Genomic DNA, 19,577 nt, shown 5'->3' on the forward strand with positions numbered 1-19,577 from the left:
CGGTCGGTTGTGGTGTCGGGTGAGGTGGGGGCTGTTGAGGGGGTTGAGGGGCGGGCTCGTGCGGCGGGTCATCGGGTGCGGCGTTTGGTGGTTGGTCATGCTTTTCATTCGCCGTTGATGGAGCCGATGTTGGAGGAGTTTGCGGCTGTTGTGGGGGAGTTGGTGTTGTCGGAGCCGGTGGTTCCTGTGGTGTCGACGGTGACGGGTGAGCGTGCGGGTGTGGGGGTGTTGTCGGATCCGGGGTATTGGGTGCGGCAGGTGCGGGAGCCGGTGTTGTTCCATGCGGGTGTGGGGGTGCTGGCCGCGGAGGGTGTGTCGCGGTACGTCGAGCTCGGGCCGGGTGGTGTCCTCACCGCCATGGCCCAGGACAGCCTCGACGGCCTCACCCAGGAGGGAGCCGCACCGCGGTTCATCACCCTCCTGCGCCCCGACCGCCCCGAGGCGGATGTTGTGCTGAGCGCCCTCGCCGAACTCTTCGTCCAGGGCGTCCGGCCGGACTGGAGTGCCCTGCTGCCGGGCCGCCGGGTGGACCTGCCCCCGTACCCCTTCGCCCGGCAGCGCCACTGGCCGGACACCGCCCGCTCGGGTGACGTGACGGCCGTGGGACTGCGCGGTGCGGCACACCCGCTGCTCGGCGCGCTGGTGACGGTGGCCGACGACGACCAGATCCTGTTCACGGGCCGGTTGTCCGTGCGCACCCACCCCTGGCTGGCCGACCACAAGGTCGAGGACACGGTGATGGTGCCCGGGACGGCCTTCGTGGAAATGGCCGTCCGCGCGGGGGACGAGGTCGGCTGCACGTACATCGAGGAACTCGTCATCGAGACGCCTCTGGTCCTTCCGGAGCGGGGCGAGGTGCAGCTTCAGGTGGCCGTCGGCAGCCCGGGGCCGGACGGCGGACGACCGCTCAGCCTCCATTCCCGCCGGGACGACGCGCCCTGGACCCGCCACGCCACAGGACGCCTCAGCCCCGCGTCGGCGCCCCGGACCACCCCCGTCGCGTGGCCGCCCGCGGATGCCGAGGCCGTCCCGGTCGACGGCCTCTACGCGCACCTCGCCGCATCCGGCTTCGGTTACGGCCCGGTCTTCCAGGGACTGCGCGCCGTCTGGCGCCGCGCGGACGAGGTGTACGCCGAAGTCGGACTGCCCGCCGACCAGGTGGCGACCGCCGGCCGGTTCGGGCTGCACCCGGCACTGCTGGACGCCGCCCTGCACGCGGTCGGCCTGGGACCCTTCGTCACCGACAACCGGCCGAGTGTGCCCTTCTCCTGGTCGGGTGTGAGTCTCCAGGCCTCGGGGGCCGCCGCCCTGCGGGTACGTCTCACCCCGGCCGGCACCGACGCGGTCGCGCTGGAGGTCTTCGACCCCGCCGGCGCGCCCGTCGCCACGGTCGACAGGCTCGTCCTGCGTCCGGTCGCCCGGCCCCCGGGCGGGAACCTCCGTCATGAGGCGATGTTCCGGATCGACTGGGTGCCGCTCCCGGTGCCCGAGGGCGCGACCACCTCGTCTGCCACGGTGACCTCGGCCGAGGAACTGACCGCCCTCACCGAGGTGCCCGGGACCGTGTACGCGATCTTCCCCGAACCCGGGAACGCCGGGCCCGGCGCCACGGGGGCCGCGCACCGTGCCCTCGCCCTGCTCCAGCTCTGGACGGGTGAGGGACGGTTCACGGACTCACGGCTGGTCCTCGTCACGTACGGCGCGCTGGCAGCACGCCTGGGTGAGCCCGTTCCCCACCCCGGCCAGGCCGCGGCCTGGGGACTGGCACGTTCCGCACAGGCCGAACATCCGGGCGTCCTCCAGCTCGTCGACCTCGACGGCACGCCGGAGTCCGAGGCCGTGCTCGCCACCGCCGTGCTCTCCGACGAGCCGCAACTCGCCGTCCGTGCCGGCCGCCCCTACGCAGCCCGCCTGGCCAGAGCTGGTTCCGCAGCCGCCCCCCACACGTGGAACCCCGACGGAACCGTACTGATCACCGGCGGCACCGGTGGCCTCGGCGCTCTGCTCGCCCGCCACCTGGTGGGTACGCACGGCGTGCGGCACGTGCTCCTGGCCGGCCGCCGCGGCGCCACCGCAGAGGGAGCCGGTGCACTCGCCGCCGACATCGCGGCCCTGGGCGGCACCGCCCACATCGAGTCCTGCGACGTGAGCGACCGGGCGGCCCTCGCGCGCCTCGTCGCCGCGATCCCCGACGACCGGCCGCTCACCGCCGTGGTGCACGCCGCCGGTGTCCTGGACGACGGAGTGATCGCCTCCCTGACGCCGGAACGGATCGACGCCGTCCTCCGGCCCAAGGCCGACGCCGCCTGGAACCTGCACGACCTCACACGGGACCACGACCTCGACTCGTTCGTCCTCTTCTCCTCCGCCTCCGGTGTCTTCGGCGCACCCGGACAGGGCAACTACGCGGCCGGAAACGCCGCCCTCGACGCCCTTGCCCAGCACCGGCACGCCCTCGGCCTGCCCGCGGTGTCGCTGGCCTGGGGGCTGTGGGACGAGGCCGACGGCATGGGAGGGCGGCTCCGTGACGGCGACCGCGACCGCATCACCGGATCGGGCCTCACCGCCCTCCGGTCCGAGGACGGCCTCGCCCTGTTCGACCTCGCCCTGGGCCTGCACGAGCCGCTGTTGGTGCCCACCGAACTCGACCTGCGTCCCGCCGCCCCCGCGGACACACCCGTACCGCCCCTCCTGCGCGGACTGCTGCGTGGCCCGGCCCGGCGCTCGGCGGCCACCGCGCAGAGCGTCCGCCGTCAGGACGCCGACTGGACCGAGCACCAGCTCGCCGACCTGCTGCGCACCCACATCGCGGCCGTGCTCGGGCACCCCACAGGCGAGACCGTGGCTCTGGACCGGGCCTTCACGGAACTCGGCTTCGACTCCCTCATAGCCGTCGAGCTGCGCAACAGGCTGACCGCCGACACCGGACTCCGTCTGCCCACCACCCTGGTCTTCGACCATCCCACGCCCGCGGCGCTCCTCGGCCACCTGGGCGAGGAACTGCTGGACCGGGAGGCCTCCGCGGCGGCGACTCCACCGCCGGCGCGGGCGGTCCTTGATGACGGCGACCCGGTGGCGGTCGTCGGCATGGCCTGCCGCTATCCGGGCGGTGTGCGTTCCCCGGAGGACCTGTGGAACCTCGTCGCGGAGGGCCGGGACGGCATCTCCGGCTTCCCGCAGGACCGAGGCTGGGACCTCGACGGCCTCCTCGGAGGCCCTGACAGGACCGGCCGCTCCTCCGTCGGCGAGGGCGGATTCCTTTACGACGCTGCCGAGTTCGACGCCGGGTTCTTCGGCATCTCACCGCACGAGGCACTCGCCATGGACCCCCAGCAGCGGCTGTTGCTGGAAACCGCCTGGCAGGCGTTCGAGCGTGCCGGCATCGACCCCGCCTCCGTGCGGGGCACCGACACGGGAGTCTTCGCCGGCGTCATGTACCACGACTACGCCGCCGGCCTCGGCGAGGCACCCGAGGGCGTGGACGGCTACCTCAGCACCGGCAACGCGGGCAGTGTGCTCTCCGGACGCGTCTCCTACGCGCTCGGACTGGAAGGCCCGGCCATCACGGTCGACACCGCCTGCTCCTCCTCCCTCGTGTCGCTCCACCTGGCCGCGCAGGCGCTGCGGCAGGGGGAGTGCTCGCTGGCGCTGGCCGGAGGCGTCACGGTGATGGCCACCCCCTCCACGTTCGTCGAGTTCTCGCTCCAGGGCGGCCTCGCCGCCGACGGGCGCTGCAAGTCCTTCGCCGCCTCCGCGGACGGAACCGGCTGGGGCGAGGGGGTGGGACTCGTCCTGCTCGAACGGCTCTCCGACGCCCGGCGCAACGGACACCAGGTGCTCGCCGTGATCCGCGGTTCCGCCGTGAACCAGGACGGCGCCTCCAACGGGCTGACCGCGCCCAACGGCCCGAGCCAGCAACGTGTCATCCGGCAGGCTCTGGCACAGGCGGGGCTGGGTGCCGACGAGATCGACGCCGTGGAGGCGCACGGCACCGGCACCAGGCTGGGCGACCCCATCGAGGCGCAGGCCCTGCTGGCCACCTACGGTCAGGACCGGCCCGCCGACCGGCCGCTGTGGCTGGGCTCGCTGAAATCCAACATCGGGCACACCCAGGCGGCCTCGGGCATCGGCGGCCTGATCAAGATGGTCATGGCGATCCGTGCCGGCGCCCTGCCGAAGACGCTCCACGTCGACCGGCCGACACCCCACGTGGAATGGGAGTCCGGAGCGGTGTCGCTGCTCACCGAAGGCCGTCCCTGGCCGGAGACCGCCCGCCCGCGGCGGGCGGCCGTGTCCTCCTTCGGCATCAGCGGAACCAACGCCCACGTCCTGGTCGAGCAGGCGCCGGACGCGCCCGCGCCCCGCCACGTCCCCGCGACGCCCGTCGCGGAGCGGGGGACGACACCGTGGGTGCTCTCCGCGAGGACGCGGGCCGCGCTGCGCGCCCAGGCACGAGCGCTGGCCGAGCACGTCACCGCGGCCCCCGGCCTCGACCCGGCGGACGTCGGTCTCTCGCTCACGGCCCGCACCGCCTTCCCGCACCGCGCCGCCGTGGTCGCCGCCGACCGCGAGGAGTTGCTCGCCGGCCTGCGGGCGCTGGCGGCCGGCGAACCGGCCGGCACCCTCGTCGAGGGCACCGCCCAGGGCAGTGCCGGACCGGTCTTCGTCTTCCCCGGTCAGGGCTCGCAATGGGCCGGTATGGCGACCCGGCTCGCGGCCGACAACCCGGTGTTCGCCGCCCGGCTGGCCGAGTGCGGCCAGGCACTGGCGCCCTATGCGGACTGGAACCTCGACGACGTGCTCGGGGACGAGGAGGCGCTGGCACGCGTCGATGTCGTGCAGCCGGCGCTCTGGGCGGTGATGGTCGCGCTGGCCGCGACCTGGCGTGCGGCGGGAGTGGAACCGGCCGCCGTGGTGGGACACTCACAGGGCGAGATCGCCGCGGCCTGCGTCGCCGGGGCACTGAGCACCGAGGACGGCGCCCGGCTCGTGGCCCTGCGTTCCCAGGCCCTGAGAGCCCTGTCCGGCAGGGGCGGGATGGCCGCCCTGCCGGTCGCCCCGGACGAAGCCGAGGCGCTGCTCACCGAGGGCCTGTCGCTCGCCGCGGTGAACGGACCCCGGTCGGTGGTGGTGTCCGGCGACGCCGGTCCGCTCGGGGAACTGGTGTCCCGAGTCGAGGGAGCCCGCCGCGTCAAGGTGGACTACGCCTCGCACTCCGTACACGTGGAGGACATCGAGGAGGAACTCGCCCGCTCCCTCACCGCTCTCGCGCCGCGCCCCGTCACCGTGCCGTTCCTGTCGACCACGACGGGGCAGTGGCTCGAGGGCACCGAACTCGACGGCGGCTACTGGTACCGCAACCTGCGGCAGACCGTGCGCTTCGCCGAGGCGGTTGACCTCCTCGCCGCGCGCGGCCACGTGCTCATCGAGGTGAGTCCCCATCCGGTCCTCCTCGCCGACCTGGCGCCCCCGGCGCTCGGCACACTGCGGCGTGGCGACGGAGGACCCGACCGCATGACGACCGCGCTCGCGGAGGCCTTCACCCTGGGCGTGGCCGTCGACTGGCCCACGGTGTTCCCCGAAGCCCGGCACACCGGGCTGCCCACCTACGCCTTCCAGCGCGAGCGCTACTGGCTGACGCCCACCGCCGGCGGTGATGTGAGCGCCATCGGCGCCGACGCGCTCGGCCATCCGCTGCTCTCCGCCGGCCTCACCCTCGCGGACGAGGAGACCACGGTCTTCACCGGGCGCCTGTCCCTGCGGAACCAGGCGTGGCTCGCCGACCACTCCGTGGCGGGCGAACCGTTGCTCCCGGGCACCGTGCTGCTGGAACTCGCCCTGGAGGCCGGCCGGCACCTCGGCGCCCCCCATGTCGCGGACCTGACCTTGGAGGGCCCTCTGGTCCTGCCGCAGGACGCGGGGGTAAGGATCCAGGTGCTGGTGGGCGCCGAGGACCCCGCCGGCGCGCGCACCCTCGCGATCCACGCCTGCCCCGACGGCCTGCCCGGTGCCCCCTGGACCCGACACGCCTCGGGCACACTGTCCGCCGCCCCGCCCGCCGCCACCGCCGCGCCGGAGAGCTGGCCGCCCCGGGACGCCGAGGAACTCGCCATTGACGGGTTCTACGACGAACTGGCCGCGGCCGGGTTGGACTACGGCCCCGCGTTCCGCGGTCTGTCCGCAGCGTGGCGTCGCGGCGACGAGATCCTCGCCGAGGTCCGCCCGGGCGGGGGGCGGCAGGAGTCCGGCCGCTTCTCGGTGCACCCGGCGCTGCTGGACTCCGCCCTGCACGCGATCGGGCTCGGCGCCTTCCTCGAACCCGCCGGCGTGCGGCTGCCGTTCTCCTGGAGCGAGGTCGCCGTGCACCGGACGGGCGCCTCCGTCCTGCGGGTGGCGATCACCCCGGCGGGTACCGACTCGGTGTCCCTGACCGCTCGCGACGAGACCGGCGCGCTCGTGGCCACCGTCGGTTCCCTGCTGCTGCGCCCGCTCGCCGCCGCCCGGCCGGTGGGTGGCGACGCCCTGTACCGCGTCGACTGGCGAAAGGTCCCCGCGCCCGGCGGCTCGGGCGCCCGCCCCGCGCCCGTCCGGATCGTGGAGGTCGACGCGGGCGACGGCGCGCCTGCCGCCCTGCACGCGGTGCTCGGTGTCGTCCGGGAGACCGCCGCCGAGCCCGGCGGGCCCACGACCGTCTTCGTGACCCGTGGGGCCATGGCCGTACGGCCGGACGAGTCGCCGGACCCGGCCGCGGCCGCTGTCTGGGGGCTGGTGCGCTCCGCGCAGGCCGAGCACCCCGGAAGGTTCCGGCTGGTGGACCTTGCCGCGGACCAGCGGTCGGAGACGGACACAGCGAAGACGGTCGCCGCACTGGCCTCGCTCGACGAGGCGCAGCTCGCCGTCCGTTCCGGAGCCGTCCTCGCGCCGCGCCTTGTCCTGGCGGCCCCGGCGATCGCGGCGCGTGCGGACGGGAATCCTCCGTCCTTGCCCGGCGGGGAGTTCGGACCGGACGGCACCGTCCTGATCACCGGCGGCCTCGGCGTCCTGGGCCAGGCCGTGGCCCGGCATCTGGTCTCCGGGCACCGGGTGCGGCACCTCCTGCTCGTGGGCCGCGGCGGTGCGCCGTCCGCCCGCGCGGAGCGGCTGACCGCTGAACTCACCGAGCTGGGAGCCGAGTCGGTCCGGGTGGCCGCCTGCGACGTGGCGGACCGGGAGGAACTCGCCGCGCTGCTCGCCGGCGTGCCCGACACCGCCCCGTTGCGCGGTGTCGTGCACGCGGCAGGCGTGCTCGACGACGGTGTGGTCCAGTCGCTGACTCCGGAACGTCTCGACGCGGTTCTGCGGCCCAAGATCGAAGGGGCCCGGAACCTGCACGAACTGACGAACGACCAGCGGCTCACCGCCTTCGTGATGTTCTCCTCCGCCTCCGGACTCCTCGGCGCACCGGGGCAGGCCGCGTACGCGGCGGCCAACGCCTACCTCGACGCGCTCGCCGCGCGGCGGCGCTCCGCCGGCCTGCCCGGCCTGTCGCTGGCCTGGGGTCTGTGGGCCGAGCGGAGCGGCATGACCGGTGCGCTCGACGAGCAGGACCTCGCGGCCCTGTCGCGCGGCGGCGTCCTGCCGCTGGACACGGAGGAGGCGCTCGCTCTCTTCGACGCGGCCCGCAGCCGGCCGGATCCCCTTCTCGCCCCGGTGCGTTTCGACCTGCGGAGCCTGCGGGCCCGGGCACGGGACGAAGGAGTGCCCCACCCGCTGCGGCATCTGGTGCCCGCGGAACGCCCGGTCGCGCCCGCCGAGCAGGCGCACGACGGCGGCCTCGCCGACCCGCTGGACCTCGTCCGGGCCCATGCCGCGGCGGTTCTGGGGCACGCCTCGGGCGATCAGGTCGACCCGGACCACAAGTTCCTGGAACTCGGGTTCGACTCGCTGACCTCGGTGCGACTGCGCAACCGGCTGGCCACGGCGACGGGCCTGCCTCTCACCGCCACGGCGATCTTCGACCATCCGACGGCCGCGCGGCTCGCGGAGCATCTGGCCGGGCTGCTCCGGGAGCGGGAGAAACCCGTTGCGGCTCCGGTGGCCGAAGGGCCCGTCACCGCCCTCTACCGGCAGGCCTGCGCGGACGGCAAGGTGGAGGAGGCGACCGGACTGCTGGTCGCCGCAGCCCGCCTCCGCCCGTGCTTCACGCCGGGCGCACGCCCGGAGGCGGCGGCGCCCGTGCGCCTCGCCCAGGGTGGGGACGACCTCGACGGGACGGCGCTGATAGCCGTGCCCTCCCTCACAGCCATGTCCAGCCCGCACCAGTACGCGCGCCTCGGCGCCGCGCTGCGCGGCAGGCGTGCGCTGTCCGTGCTGTCCCTGCCGGGATACCAGGAGGGCGACGCACTGCCGGACAGCGCCGAGGCCGTGGTCGAGTGGGCCGCGGAGGCGGTGGCACGGACCGCGGGCGGCGCCCGCTTCGCGGTCATGGGCTACTCCTCGGGCGGCTGGCTGGCCCACGAGGTCGCCGTACGGCTGGAACAGGTCGGCACACCGGCGGACGCCCTGGTCCTGCTGGACACCTACCTGCCCGACCAGGCGGCCGACCCGGCCTTCCGCACCGAGATGACCGACGCGATGGTCGACCGGAACCAGGAGTTCGGGTGGGCGACCGACGTCCGGCTCACGGCGATGGGCGGCTACTTCGGGATCTTCCACGGCTGGACTCCCGCGCCGAGCGCCACACCCACCCTCCTGGTGCGCGCCGAGCGGTCGCTCGGAGGCGGTCCAGGGCCGTCCTGGCCGCTGCCGCACCGCGCGCTGGACGGCGCCGGGGACCACTTCACCATGCTGGAGGACCAGGCCGGCACGACCGCCGACGCGGTCGACCGGTGGCTGCGGGAGTCCGAGGCCGCCCGGTGATCCGGAAGAGCAATACCTCCTTCCCCCCCGATGTCCTGCTGAGCTGTCAGCCAGGCCGTCACAAACCCTGTGGAGCGGAAAATGAGCCGTACCGAACGCAATCGCTCGATCGTCGAGGACTGGATCAGGAGCTACAACTCCGAGGGTGCGGACTTCGTGCTCAACTTCTACGCGGAGGACGTCCGGATCGAAAGCCCCGGCCTTTTCTCCTTCCAGGGGAGGGACCGGCTGTACGAGACCGAGAAGCGGATCGACAAGGAGACGCCCGGTCGGCGGCTGGAGGTCTCCCGGCTGATAGCGGACGGCGACGTCGTGGTGGTGGACGGACTGACGTTCAACCCCGAAGGCGGCGAGGAGGAACCGTCCAGGTTCTGCGCCGTGCTCACACTGAACGAAGAGGGGCGGATCGTGAGCGACTGCACCTATCTGGATTACCGGGTGGCGACGAAGTTGCGTGAACTCGGCAGGAAGAAGAGCCAGGGCTGAGTTCCGCCGAAACCACCGAAATTCCGAGGAATGGAAACAGTCGTGACATTCACGCCGTCCCCGAGGGTCGCAGGACTCGTCTCGGAGATGACACTGGACGAGAAGCTCGGCTTCGTCAGGTACACCCCGCACCCGGACGTGCCCGCCAACACCGGGCGCATCGCCGGTGTGCCGCGGCTCGGTGTGCCCGACGTACTGGTCACCGACGGCCCTGCGGGCATCAGGGCGCCGCAGCGGGCCACCGCCCTGCCGGCCCCGGTCGCGCTGGCCTCCGGCTTCGACGAGGACCTCGCCCATGAGTACGGCGCCGTCGTCGGAACCCAGGGGCGTGCCCTCGGGCACGACGTCGTGCTCGGCCCGATGGTCAACATCATCCGGGTGCCGAACGGGGGCCGGAACGCCGAGTTGCTCAGCGAGGACCCGTTGGTCAGCTCCCGGATCGGCAGCTCCCTGGTCGAGGGCATCCAGAACGCCGGCCTGATCGCCTCCGTCAAACACCTGGTGTGCAACAACCAGGAGCTGAACCGGATGAAGGTCGACGTGCGGATCGGTGACCAGGCGCTGCGCGAGATCGAACTGCCGGCCTTCGAAGCGGCCGTGCGGGCCGGCGCCGGCTCGGTGGTAGCCGCGTCGAACAGCGTCAACGGGGCGTTCAGCGGCGGAAACCCCTGGCTGCTCCAGGAACTCCTCAAGGGTGAATGGGGTTTCGAGGGCTGGGTGGTCTCGGACTGGGACGCCACGCACGCCGCCGACTACCTCGCCCAAGGGCTGGACCAGGAGATGCCCGACACCGATCACTTCGGCGCGACGCTGCGAGCGGCGATCGTGTCGGGGGAGATACCGGAGAGCGCCCTGGACGAAGCGGTCTGCCGCATGCTGGGCCAGTTCGAACGATTCGGGCTGCTGGACGCGGAAGCCCCGCAGCGCCCCGCCCTGGACCTCGAGGCCGGCGCCCGTGTCGCGCGGAAGGTGGCGCGGGAGGGCGCGGTCCTTCTGCACAACCCCCGCGCGCTGCTCCCCTTCGATGCCGCGGCACCCAGCAGCTACGCCGTCATCGGTGCCACCGCGCTGGATCCCAGGTACGCGCCCGAGGGGAGTGTGAAGGTGCCCGCGCGGCCCACCTCGCCACTCGAGGCGATCCGCCGGACGATCGGCCCCGCGAGCCGGGTCGTGTACGCGCCCGGATACCAACCGGTGGGCGTACCGCCCGAGGGGGCGCTGACGCCTCCCTTCCGCCGCGGCGAGCTGCCCTCGGGGAAGGGCTCTCCCCAGCCCGTGTACGAGGGCACGCTGCGGGTCGACGAACCCGGTATCCACCACCTCACGCTCACCGCGATCGGGGGATGGGCCGCGATGGAGGTGGACGGGAGGCCGCCGCACTTCTCCGGGAAGTCCTTCGGCGACTCCACGACGCTGAGCCTCGACCTCGGGGTGGGCGAGCACGAACTCGTCCTGAGCGCGCTTCCGCACCCCAGGACGCCCGTCCAGCTGGAGTTCACCTGGACCACCCCGAGCCACGCCCGGCGGATGATCGCCGACGCGGCCGAAGCGGCCCGGTCCACCGACGCCGCGATCGTGTTCGTCCACGACTACATCGCGGAGTGCTACGACCGGCCGGAGCTGTCCCTCCCCGGTCCCCAGGACGAGCTGATCGAGGCGGTCACCGAGGCGAACCCGAACACGGTGGTGGTGCTGAACACCGGGTCGTCGGTTCTCCTGCCGTGGCTGGACCGGACCGCCGCCGTGCTGGCCATGTGGTACCCCGGCGAGCAGGGGGCGGAGGCGTGCGCCGACGTCCTCTTCGGCGAGGCCGAACCAGGCGGAAGACTCACGCAGACCTTCGTGCGGAGCGCGGACGAGACGGCCGTGGCCGGGGACGAACAGCGCTATCCCGGCGTCGAGGACGTACAGCACTACTCCGAGGGGATCTTCGTCGGATACCGCTGGCACGACCACCACGAGGTGGCACCGCTGTTCCCGTTCGGGCACGGCCTCTCCTACACGACCTTCGTGCTGGAGAACGCCGCGGTCCGCGCTCTGGGCGACACGGTGTCCGTCGAGGTCGACGTGCGCAACACCGGGGACCGCGCGGGCAGCGAGGTCGTGCAGGTCTACGTCGGGCCCAGCTCCGACGTCTCCTTCCCCCAGGCCGAGAGGGCACTGGTGGGTTACGTGAAGGCGCGCCTCGAACCGGGCGCGAGGACCCGGGTGCGGATCGAGGCCGACCGCCGTGCGCTGAGCGGCTTCGACCCCGCCACGGGGGCCTGGACGCTCGGTACCGGCGAGCGACGCGTGATGGTCGGCACCTCCGCCGGCGATCTGCCCCTGACCGCCGTCGTCCGCGTCGAGGAGCCCGAGCGATGAGCCGGCCCGTCCACGCACGCGAGGTCCGCCTCGCGTCCCGGCCGCAGGGCTGGCCCACCGAGAGGAACTTCGAGCTCGCCCAGGCCCCGGTCATCCCGCCGGCGACGGGCGAGATCCTGGTGCGCAACGTGGTGATGAGCGTGGACCCCTACATGCGGGGCCGGATGTACGAGGGGAGGTCCCATCCGCCGCCGTTCCAGGTGGGCAGGGCGCTGGAGGGCGGTGCGGTCGGTGAGGTCGTCGAGTCGTGCGACGACCGGTTGTCGCCGGGGGACTTCGTCTTCCACAAACTGGGCTGGCGCGAATACACCACTGTGCGAGCCGACCAGGCGCGACGTGTGGACGCCGCCACGGTGCCGCCGGGCACTCACCTCGGGGTGCTGGGCCTGCCGGGGCTCACCGCCCACGTGGGTCTGTTCACCATCGCCGGGTTCACGCCCGGAGAGAGCGTCTTCGTCTCCACCGCCGCGGGGGCGGTCGGGTCCACAGTCGGGCAGCTCGCTCGGCTGCACGGGGCCCGCCGCGTGATCGGCAGCGCCGGAACGGACGCGAAGGTGCGCCACCTGGTGGAGGAGCTGGGCTTCGACGCCGCGTTCAACTACCGCGACGGCAACGTGGTCGAGCGCTTGGCGGAGGCCGCGGACGGTCCGATCGACGTCTACTTCGACAACGTCGGAGGCGCCCAGCTGGAGGCCGCGATCGGCCGGATGGCGCCGCACGGCCGGATCGCCGTGTGCGGGGCGGTCCTGGACGAGAGGCTGGCCGACAGCGCGCCCGGGCCGCGAAACCATTCCCTCCTCATCGCCAAGCGGATCCGCATGGAGGGATTCATCGCCGTCGAGCACGAGCACCGCGCCGAACAGATCTACTCCCGTCTGGCGTCGCTGATCCGCGCGGGCCGGATCACCTGCCCGCAGGAGGTCTTCACCGGCCTGGAATCGGCACCGGCCGCGTTCCTGCACATGATGAACGGCGGGAACACCGGCAAGGTCCTGGTGGAGCTGGCGCCCGGGTGAACGACCGGGCGCGCCGGTGTTCCCCGGCGCGCCCACAGGCCCTGATCACGGCCCGGCGGCCCTCACCTCCGAGGTGGGAGCCACCGGGCCGTCCGTGTCAGGACCTCCCGAACTCCTTCTGGATGAAGTCGAAGATGTCGTCGGCAGAGGCCGAGGCCAGGGCATCGGCGGTCGTTCCGTTCCCGCCCGCACCGTCCTGACCCGCACCGTCCTGACCCGCACCGTCCTGACCCGTGCCACCCGCCGCTCCGTCCGGTACGGCGCAGAGCGCGGCCAGCTCGGTCAGCCGCTCGTGGAGCCGGGTGCGCAGCGAGTCGTCCCCGGCCTCGGCCACGAGCGTGCGCACCGTGGCCTCCAGACCGTCCAGTTCCTCGAACACAGGAGACCGGTCCTCCACCACGGTGATCAGACTCAGCAGGTGCGCGCTGAGCGCCGCGGCGGTCGGATGGTCGAAGACGAGCGTGGTGGGCAGCTTGATCCCGGCAGCGTCGCCGAGACGGTTGCGGAGCTGGACCGCGGTGAGCGAGTCGAGTCCCAGGGCGAAGAACCCCTTGTCCTCCTCGACGGCACGGGCGTCGGGCAGCCCCAGGACAGCGGCCGCGTGACCCCGTACGAGGTTCAGGAGGACCCGGCCGCGCTCGGGTTCCGGCACCGCGGCGAGTCGCTGCGCCAGGGTGCCCGCGGGAGGAGCGCCGGCCGCCGCCCTCGGGTCGGCCGCGGCGGGCGACAGGGCGCGCAGCAGCGGAGGGACGGGGCCGTCGCCCGCTCCGCGGCGCAGCTCCGCCAGGTCGATGCGGAACGGGGCCAGGACCGCTTCACCATGGCCGAGGGAGGCGTCGAAGAGGGCGAGGCCCTCCTCGACGGTGAGCGCCTTGAGGCCGTCGCGCTCGATGCGCGCCAGCCCCGCCGCGTCCAGGTGCCCTGTCATGCCGCCGGACGTCGCCCACAGCCCCCAGGCCAGCGACACCGCAGGAAGCCCTTGCGACCGGCGCACCTGGGCGAGCGCGTCGAGGACCGCGTTCGCGGCCGAGTAGTTGGCCTGCCCGGGAGCCCCGAACAAGGCCGCGGCGGAGGAGAACAGGACAAAGGCCCGCAGGTCCGCCTCACGTGTCAGCTCGTGCAGATGCAGTGCGGCGATCGCCTTGGCGCGCAGCACCGATTCGAGCCGTGCGGGCGTCAGCGACTGGACGACGCCGTCGTCCAGGACGGCGGCCGCGTGCACCACCGCGGTGAGCGGGTGGTCCGCCGGGACCGAGGCCAGAAGCCCGGCCAGCGACTCCCGGTCGGCCGCGTCACAGGCCGCCACCCGTACGTCCGCGCCGAGGGCCGCCAGTTCGGCGGCAAGCGCCGGAGCGTGCCCGCCACGGCTCACCAGGAGCAGATGGCGTACCCCGTGCGCGGTCACCAGATGGCGGGCGACTGCGCCTCCGAGAGCCCCGGTACCCCCGGTGATCAGGACCGTCCCTTCCGGGTCGAGGGCCGGAGCATCGGCCGGGGCGGCCCGTACCAGTCGCGGCGCGAAGAGCTGACCGTCACGCACCGCCACGTCCGGCTCCTCGCAGGCCGCGGCGGCTTCGAGCAGGTCCGCGCCCCCGGCGTCCCCCTCGTCGAGGTCGACGAGGGTGATCGTTCCGGGGTTCTCGGATTGGGCCGAGCGGACGAGACCGCGCACCGCGGCGACCGCGAGGCCGGGCGCCCTCCCCTCGTCGGGAAGGACGACGGCGTTGCGGGTCACCAGCACCAGACGGGACCGCTCGAGGCGCGGCTCGTCGAGCCAGGCACGCAGGAGGGCCAGGTGTTCGCCCGCAGCCGCACACACGTCGTCGTCGCCGGCCACCTCGACCAGCACCAGGTCAGGGGCGTCGGCAGACGCGAGCCCGGTCACGAAGTCCGCGAACGAGGCCTGTCGCCGGTCGCCGCCGAGCCCTCCGGAGCCGATCTCCACGGATGTCACCCGCCCAGTGGCCGGGGTCTCGATCCGCTGCCAGACCGGCCGGAACAGCGAGTCGGCACGGCGCCGGGCCGACAGGTCCTGCCGCCCGCGCCGCAGGGCCAGGGAGTCGATGCTCGCGACCGGCAGCCCCGACGGGTCGGAGAGCCACAGGGACACCTTCTCCTCGCCGGCCGGAGCGATCCTCACCCGCAGCGCCGTGATGCCCCGAGCCTGGAGTTCGGCCCCCTGCCAGGCGAAGGGAAGGCGTCCGCCCGAGACACCGCCGTCCTCACCGGGCATACCGCCGACGGCGATCGACTGGAGGGCGGCATCCAGCAGCGCAGGGTGCAGCCCGAAGGCCGAACCCTGCTGTTCGCTCTCGGCGGGCAGGGCGAGTTCGGCGAAGATCTCTTCGCCGCGGCGCCAGACCGAGCGCAGGCCCCGGAAGGCGGGACCGTAGTGGAAACCCGCCGCGCCGAACTCCTCGTAGACGCCGTCGAGGCCGACAGGATCGGCACCGGGCGGCGGCCAGCTGCCCGCGGGAGGGGCGGCGGGGGCGAGCGGGGCAGCGAGCAGGCCGGAGGCGTGGCGGGTCCATTCCCCGGCGGTCTCCGTACCGTCACCGGAGCGGGCGAACACCTGTATCCCGCGGCCACCGCGCGCGTCCGGGGGGCCGATGACCACCTGTGCCTGGACACCGCCCGGCGCGGTCAGCTCCAGGGGGGTTTCCAGCAGGAGTTCCTCGACACGAGGGAGACCGACCGCGGCCCCCGCGTGCAGGGCCATCTCAAGGAACGCGGTGCCGGGCAGCACCGCGCTGCCGTGCAGGACGTGGTCGGCGAGCCACGCGTGAGAGGACAGGGACCACCGCGCCGTGAAGAGGAAGCCGTCGCCGCCGGGCAGCGGCACGGCGGCCCCGAGGAGCGGGCTTCCCGACGGTTCGAGGCCGAGCGAGGACGCGTCGCCGTGCGCGGCGGGGCGCTGCGGCCAGAGACGCTCGTGCTGGAAGGGGTAGGTCGGCAGGTCCACGTGCGCGGCGGGACCGCCGGGGTGCAGCGCGCCCCAGTCGGCGTCGACACCATGGACATGGGCCTCGGCGACCGCGGCCAGAACCTGGGCCGCCCCACCCTGCCCGCGTCGCAGGGTCTCGCCGACGAAGACCTGTACGCCCGCGCTCTCACAGGTCTCGTGGAGGCCGATCCGCAGGACCGGATGGGGACTGATCTCGAGGAAGTGCGTGTACCCCTCGGCGGCCAGCCGGCGGACGGCCGGCTCCAGGAGCACCGTCTGCCGCATGTTGCGGTACCAGTAGTCCGCGCCGAGCGCGTCCGTGTCGAGGAAGTCGCCGGTCACGGTGGAGCAGAACGGCAGGGGTGAGGAAACCGGGGAGATCCCCTCGAAGCCCGCGAGGATCCGCTCCCGTACCTCCTCGACCCGCGCGGAGTGGCTCGGGATGTCCACGCCATGCACCCGGCGGGCCCACACGCCGTCCGCTGCGAAGGACGCCAGAGCCTCCGCGAGGGCGGTGTCGTCTCCGGAGAGCACGACCGAGCGTGGGCCGTTGACCGCGCCCACGGAGAGCAGGTCCCCCCACGGAGCGATCCGCTCGCGGGCCTCCTCCGGCGAGAGGGTCACGAACGCCATGCCACTGGTGCCGGACAGCTCGTACAGCGCCTTGCTGCGCAGGGCGACGATCCGTGCGGCCTCGTCCAGGGAGACCGCCCCGGCCGTCACCGCGGCCGCCACCTCGCCCTGACTGTGCCCCACCACGGCGGCCGGTTCCACCCCCAGAGCCCGCCAGACGTCGGCGAGGCCCACCATGACGGCGAACAGCGAGGGCTGGAGCACGTCCGCCCGCTCCGGGGAAGGTCCTCCGTCGAGCCCGCGCAGGACGCCGGTCAGTGACCAGTCCACGTACGGGGCCAGGGCCTTCTCGCAGTCGGCGATACGCGAGGCGAACACGGGTGAGGAGTCCAGCAGTTCCCGCGCCATGCCGGTCCACTGGGAGCCCTGGCCCGGAAAGACGAACACCGGCCGGGAGGCCGCGTTCGACACCCGGCCCCTGACGATGCCGGCACCCTCCGCCCCCTCGGCCAGCAGGGCGAGCGCCCCCTGGAACCCGCCCACGTCGGGGGTGAGGACGACGGCGCGGTGCCCGTGCAGGGCCCGTGTGCGGGTGAGGGCGACGGAGAGGTCCTCGGCGGACGGGGCGGTGCCCTCGGGCCACGCGGACAGGTGCTCGAGCAGGGCGCGGGCGGTGGCCCGCAGTGCCGCCTCACCGGCCCCGGAGAGCACGAAGGGCAGCGGAAGGCCGCTGTCGCCGGTGAACACCCGTGGCCCGGCGGCGTCCTGCCTCGCGCTCCGCGACCCCTCGGGGACGGCTTGCTCGGGCGGCGGGGCCTCCTCCAGGACGGCGTGCGCGTTGGTGCCGCTGATACCGAAGGCGGAGACCGCCGCCCTGCGGGGGCGTCCGGTCTCGGGCCAGGGACGGGCCCGGTCGAGCAGCCGGACGGTGCCGGACGACCAGTCGACGTGCCCGGTGGGCTCTTCGCAGTGCAGCGACCGGGGCAGGACGCCGTGCCGCATCGCCATCACCATCTTGATGACTCCGCCGACGCCCGCCGCGGCCTGGCTGTGCCCGATGTTCGACTTCAGCGAACCGAGCCAGAGCGGCCGTTCCGGTGAGCGCTCCCGACCGTAGGCGGTGAGCAGCGATTGAGCCTCGATCGGGTCCCCGAGCGTGGTGCCGGTGCCGTGCGCCTCGACCGCGTCCACCTCGTCGGGGCGCAGCCGCGCGTTGGCGAGAGCCTGCCGGATGACCCGCTGCTGAGAGGGGCCGTTGGGGGCGGTCAGGCCGTTGCTGGCACCGTCCTGGTTGACCGCCGACCCGCGGAGCACGGCGAGGACGCGGTGCCCGTTACGGCGGGCGTCGGAGAGCCGCTCGAGCAGGAGCATGCCCACCCCTTCGCTCCAGCCGGTGCCGTCGGCGCGGTCGGAGAACGCCTTGCAGCGGCCGTCCGGGGAGAGGGAACCCTGCCTGCTGAACTCGATGAAGGACGCGGGGGTGGACATGACGGTGGCACCGCCCGCGAGGGCCAGGTCGCACTCGCCGCGGCGCAGCGACTCGGCTGCCAGGTGCAGGTTGACCAGGGAGGACGAACAGGCCGTGTCGGTGGTCACGGCGGGGCCCACGAAGCCGAAGGTGTAGGAGATCCGTCCTGAGGCGACGCTGCCCGCGCTGCCGTTGATGACGTAGCCGGCGAGCTCGTCCTGGTCCTTCAGCAGAGCCTCGTAGTCGTGGTACATCGCCGAGGCGAACACGCCGGTGCTGCTGCCCTTGAGCATCGACATGTCGATGCCCGCGTGTTCGACCGCCTCCCAGGAGATCTCCAGGAGGAGTCGTTGCTGCGGATCCATGGCCAACGCTTCTCGGCGGTTGATGCCGAAGAAGTCCGCGTCGAAGCCGGTGGCCTCCCGCAGGAACCCGCCTTCGCGGGTGTACGTGTGGCCGGGGCGGTCCGGGTCCGGGTGGTAGATGCCCTCGTTGTCCCAGCCGCGGTCGTCGGGGAACGGACCCACCGCGTCGGTGCCGGAATCCACGAGCCGCCACAGGTCCTGCGGCGAGTTGACGCCTCCGGGATAGCGGCAGGCCATGCCGATGACGGCCAGGGGCTCGTGTGCCGCGTTCTCCAGTGTCTGCAGTCGCTGACGCGTCTGGCGCAGCTCGGTGGTCGCCCGCTTCAGATAGTCGCGCAGCTTCTCGTCAGCCGCCATGGAATCCGTCTCCTCCTGTGGAGCTGTCGCCCGGTGCCGGAGCGACGGCGACGGAGCCGCCGTCCGGACCGGTGAGGGTCCGCAGCAGGCCCAGGCGGCTGATGGTCCTGTTCATGTCGATCGGAAGGGCCCCGTCTCGGAGGCAGGCCTCCAGAGGGCCCTCACCGACCAGACTCAGGCGCGCGTCGCGGTCACAGAGCACGTCGACGAGGTTGGCGAACCGCTGCGCCGCGTCACGGTGGCCCGGCGTCAGGAGGGGCAGCCCGGACAGCACCCAGGTGTCGAAACGGTCTGTCAGGGAGAGGTAGTCGCCCGTCGAGGTCGCCGAGTCGCACAGTTCGTCGAAGTCGAACCAGACCAGGCGCCCGCGCACGGCGAGTGCGGGGAGGTCCCGTCCACCAGTGGTCACCGCGCACCGTTCCCCGGCCGTAGGAGGTGCCAGACCCGCCGCGGCGAGCTGCTCCTCGGCGCCCGGCCAGAGGTAGAAGCCCCGTTGGAACTCCGCCCTGGGTTCCTCCGGGCGTCCCGCGGACCGGTAGTCGGCGGGACCGGCCACTTCGACGATGTCCATGGAGCGTTCCAGCAGAGCGATCGTCGACTCGAAGAGAGGGCGATGGACCGGATTGGGCAGCAGATCGCAGGGAGCGTAGTTCGAAGTCGCCAGCAGCGGAATCCGCTGCTGGAACAGGGAGGTGAGAACCCGGCCCATCATGACGGCGTCGCCGGGGTCGTGTACGTGGAACTCGTCGAAGTACAGCAGCCCGCAGCCCTCAAGAAGCGAGGCGACGGCCAGGTCGCAGGCGCGCCGGTCGGTCCGGTGACGGGCGTACGCGGTGTGGAACTCCCGGAAGAACTCATGGAAGTGGAAGCGTCGTTTGTGCCGTAAGTCCAGCGAGTCGAAGAAGACGTCGGCCAGCCAGCTCTTGCCGCGCCCGACCGGCCCCCACAGGTACAGGCTACGAGGAGTGGCGCCGCGCCGGAGGAAGCGGCGTCTCCCCGCGATCTCCTCGCCGAGCCGGGTGAGCCGACGGGCAGCGGCGCGCTGTGAGTCGTCCAGTGTGAAACCCGCCCGGCCGGCCGCGGTTTCGAAGGTCTGCGTCACCGTG

At 73.2% G+C, this 19,577-nt stretch carries 5 protein-coding genes and 1 pseudogene; 4 read left to right on the forward strand and 2 right to left on the reverse strand.

Translation table 11 applies throughout. The features are described 5' to 3' along the window. Window positions 1-12: 12 nt before the first annotated feature. The 4 genes from ACZ5C2_RS32010 to ACZ5C2_RS32025 all read left to right on the forward strand — a co-directional run bounded on the left by ACZ5C2_RS32010 (window position 13) and on the right by ACZ5C2_RS32025 (window position 12,764). Window positions 13-8,898, forward strand: coding sequence for an SDR family NAD(P)-dependent oxidoreductase (locus tag ACZ5C2_RS32010; protein WP_468799211.1), 8,886 nt, complete (start codon window positions 13-15; stop codon window positions 8,896-8,898). 81 nt (window positions 8,899-8,979) lie between these two features. Beyond that, window positions 8,980-9,384 carry a nuclear transport factor 2 family protein gene (locus ACZ5C2_RS32015; RefSeq protein ID WP_468799213.1) on the forward strand — a complete coding sequence of 135 codons (405 nt, stop codon included), beginning with the start codon at window positions 8,980-8,982 and terminating at the stop codon, window positions 9,382-9,384. Between the two features lie 42 nt (window positions 9,385-9,426). Further along, window positions 9,427-11,748, forward strand: a complete 2,322-nt coding sequence (locus ACZ5C2_RS32020; protein WP_468799215.1) for a beta-glucosidase — start codon at window positions 9,427-9,429, stop codon at window positions 11,746-11,748. Beyond that, window positions 11,745-12,764, forward strand: a complete 1,020-nt coding sequence (locus ACZ5C2_RS32025) for an NADP-dependent oxidoreductase (protein ID WP_468799217.1) — start codon at window positions 11,745-11,747, stop codon at window positions 12,762-12,764. The genes ACZ5C2_RS32020 and ACZ5C2_RS32025 overlap by 4 nt, the downstream gene beginning before the upstream one ends. Window positions 12,765-12,861: 97 nt before the next feature. On the opposite strand, the pseudogene ACZ5C2_RS32030 reads toward ACZ5C2_RS32025, so the two are convergent. Beyond that, a pseudogene (locus tag ACZ5C2_RS32030) lies at window positions 12,862-18,468 on the reverse strand (SDR family NAD(P)-dependent oxidoreductase); the annotation flags it as partial. Beyond that, on the reverse strand, window positions 18,461-19,573 hold the full coding sequence (gene zapE, locus ACZ5C2_RS32035; protein WP_468799219.1) for a cell division protein ZapE: 1,113 nt from the start codon (window positions 19,571-19,573) through the stop codon (window positions 18,461-18,463). The gene zapE and the pseudogene ACZ5C2_RS32030, both read right to left, overlap by 8 nt. Window positions 19,574-19,577: the final 4 nt, after the last annotated feature.

This window comes from Streptomyces sp. NPDC031365 (genome assembly GCF_055569765.1).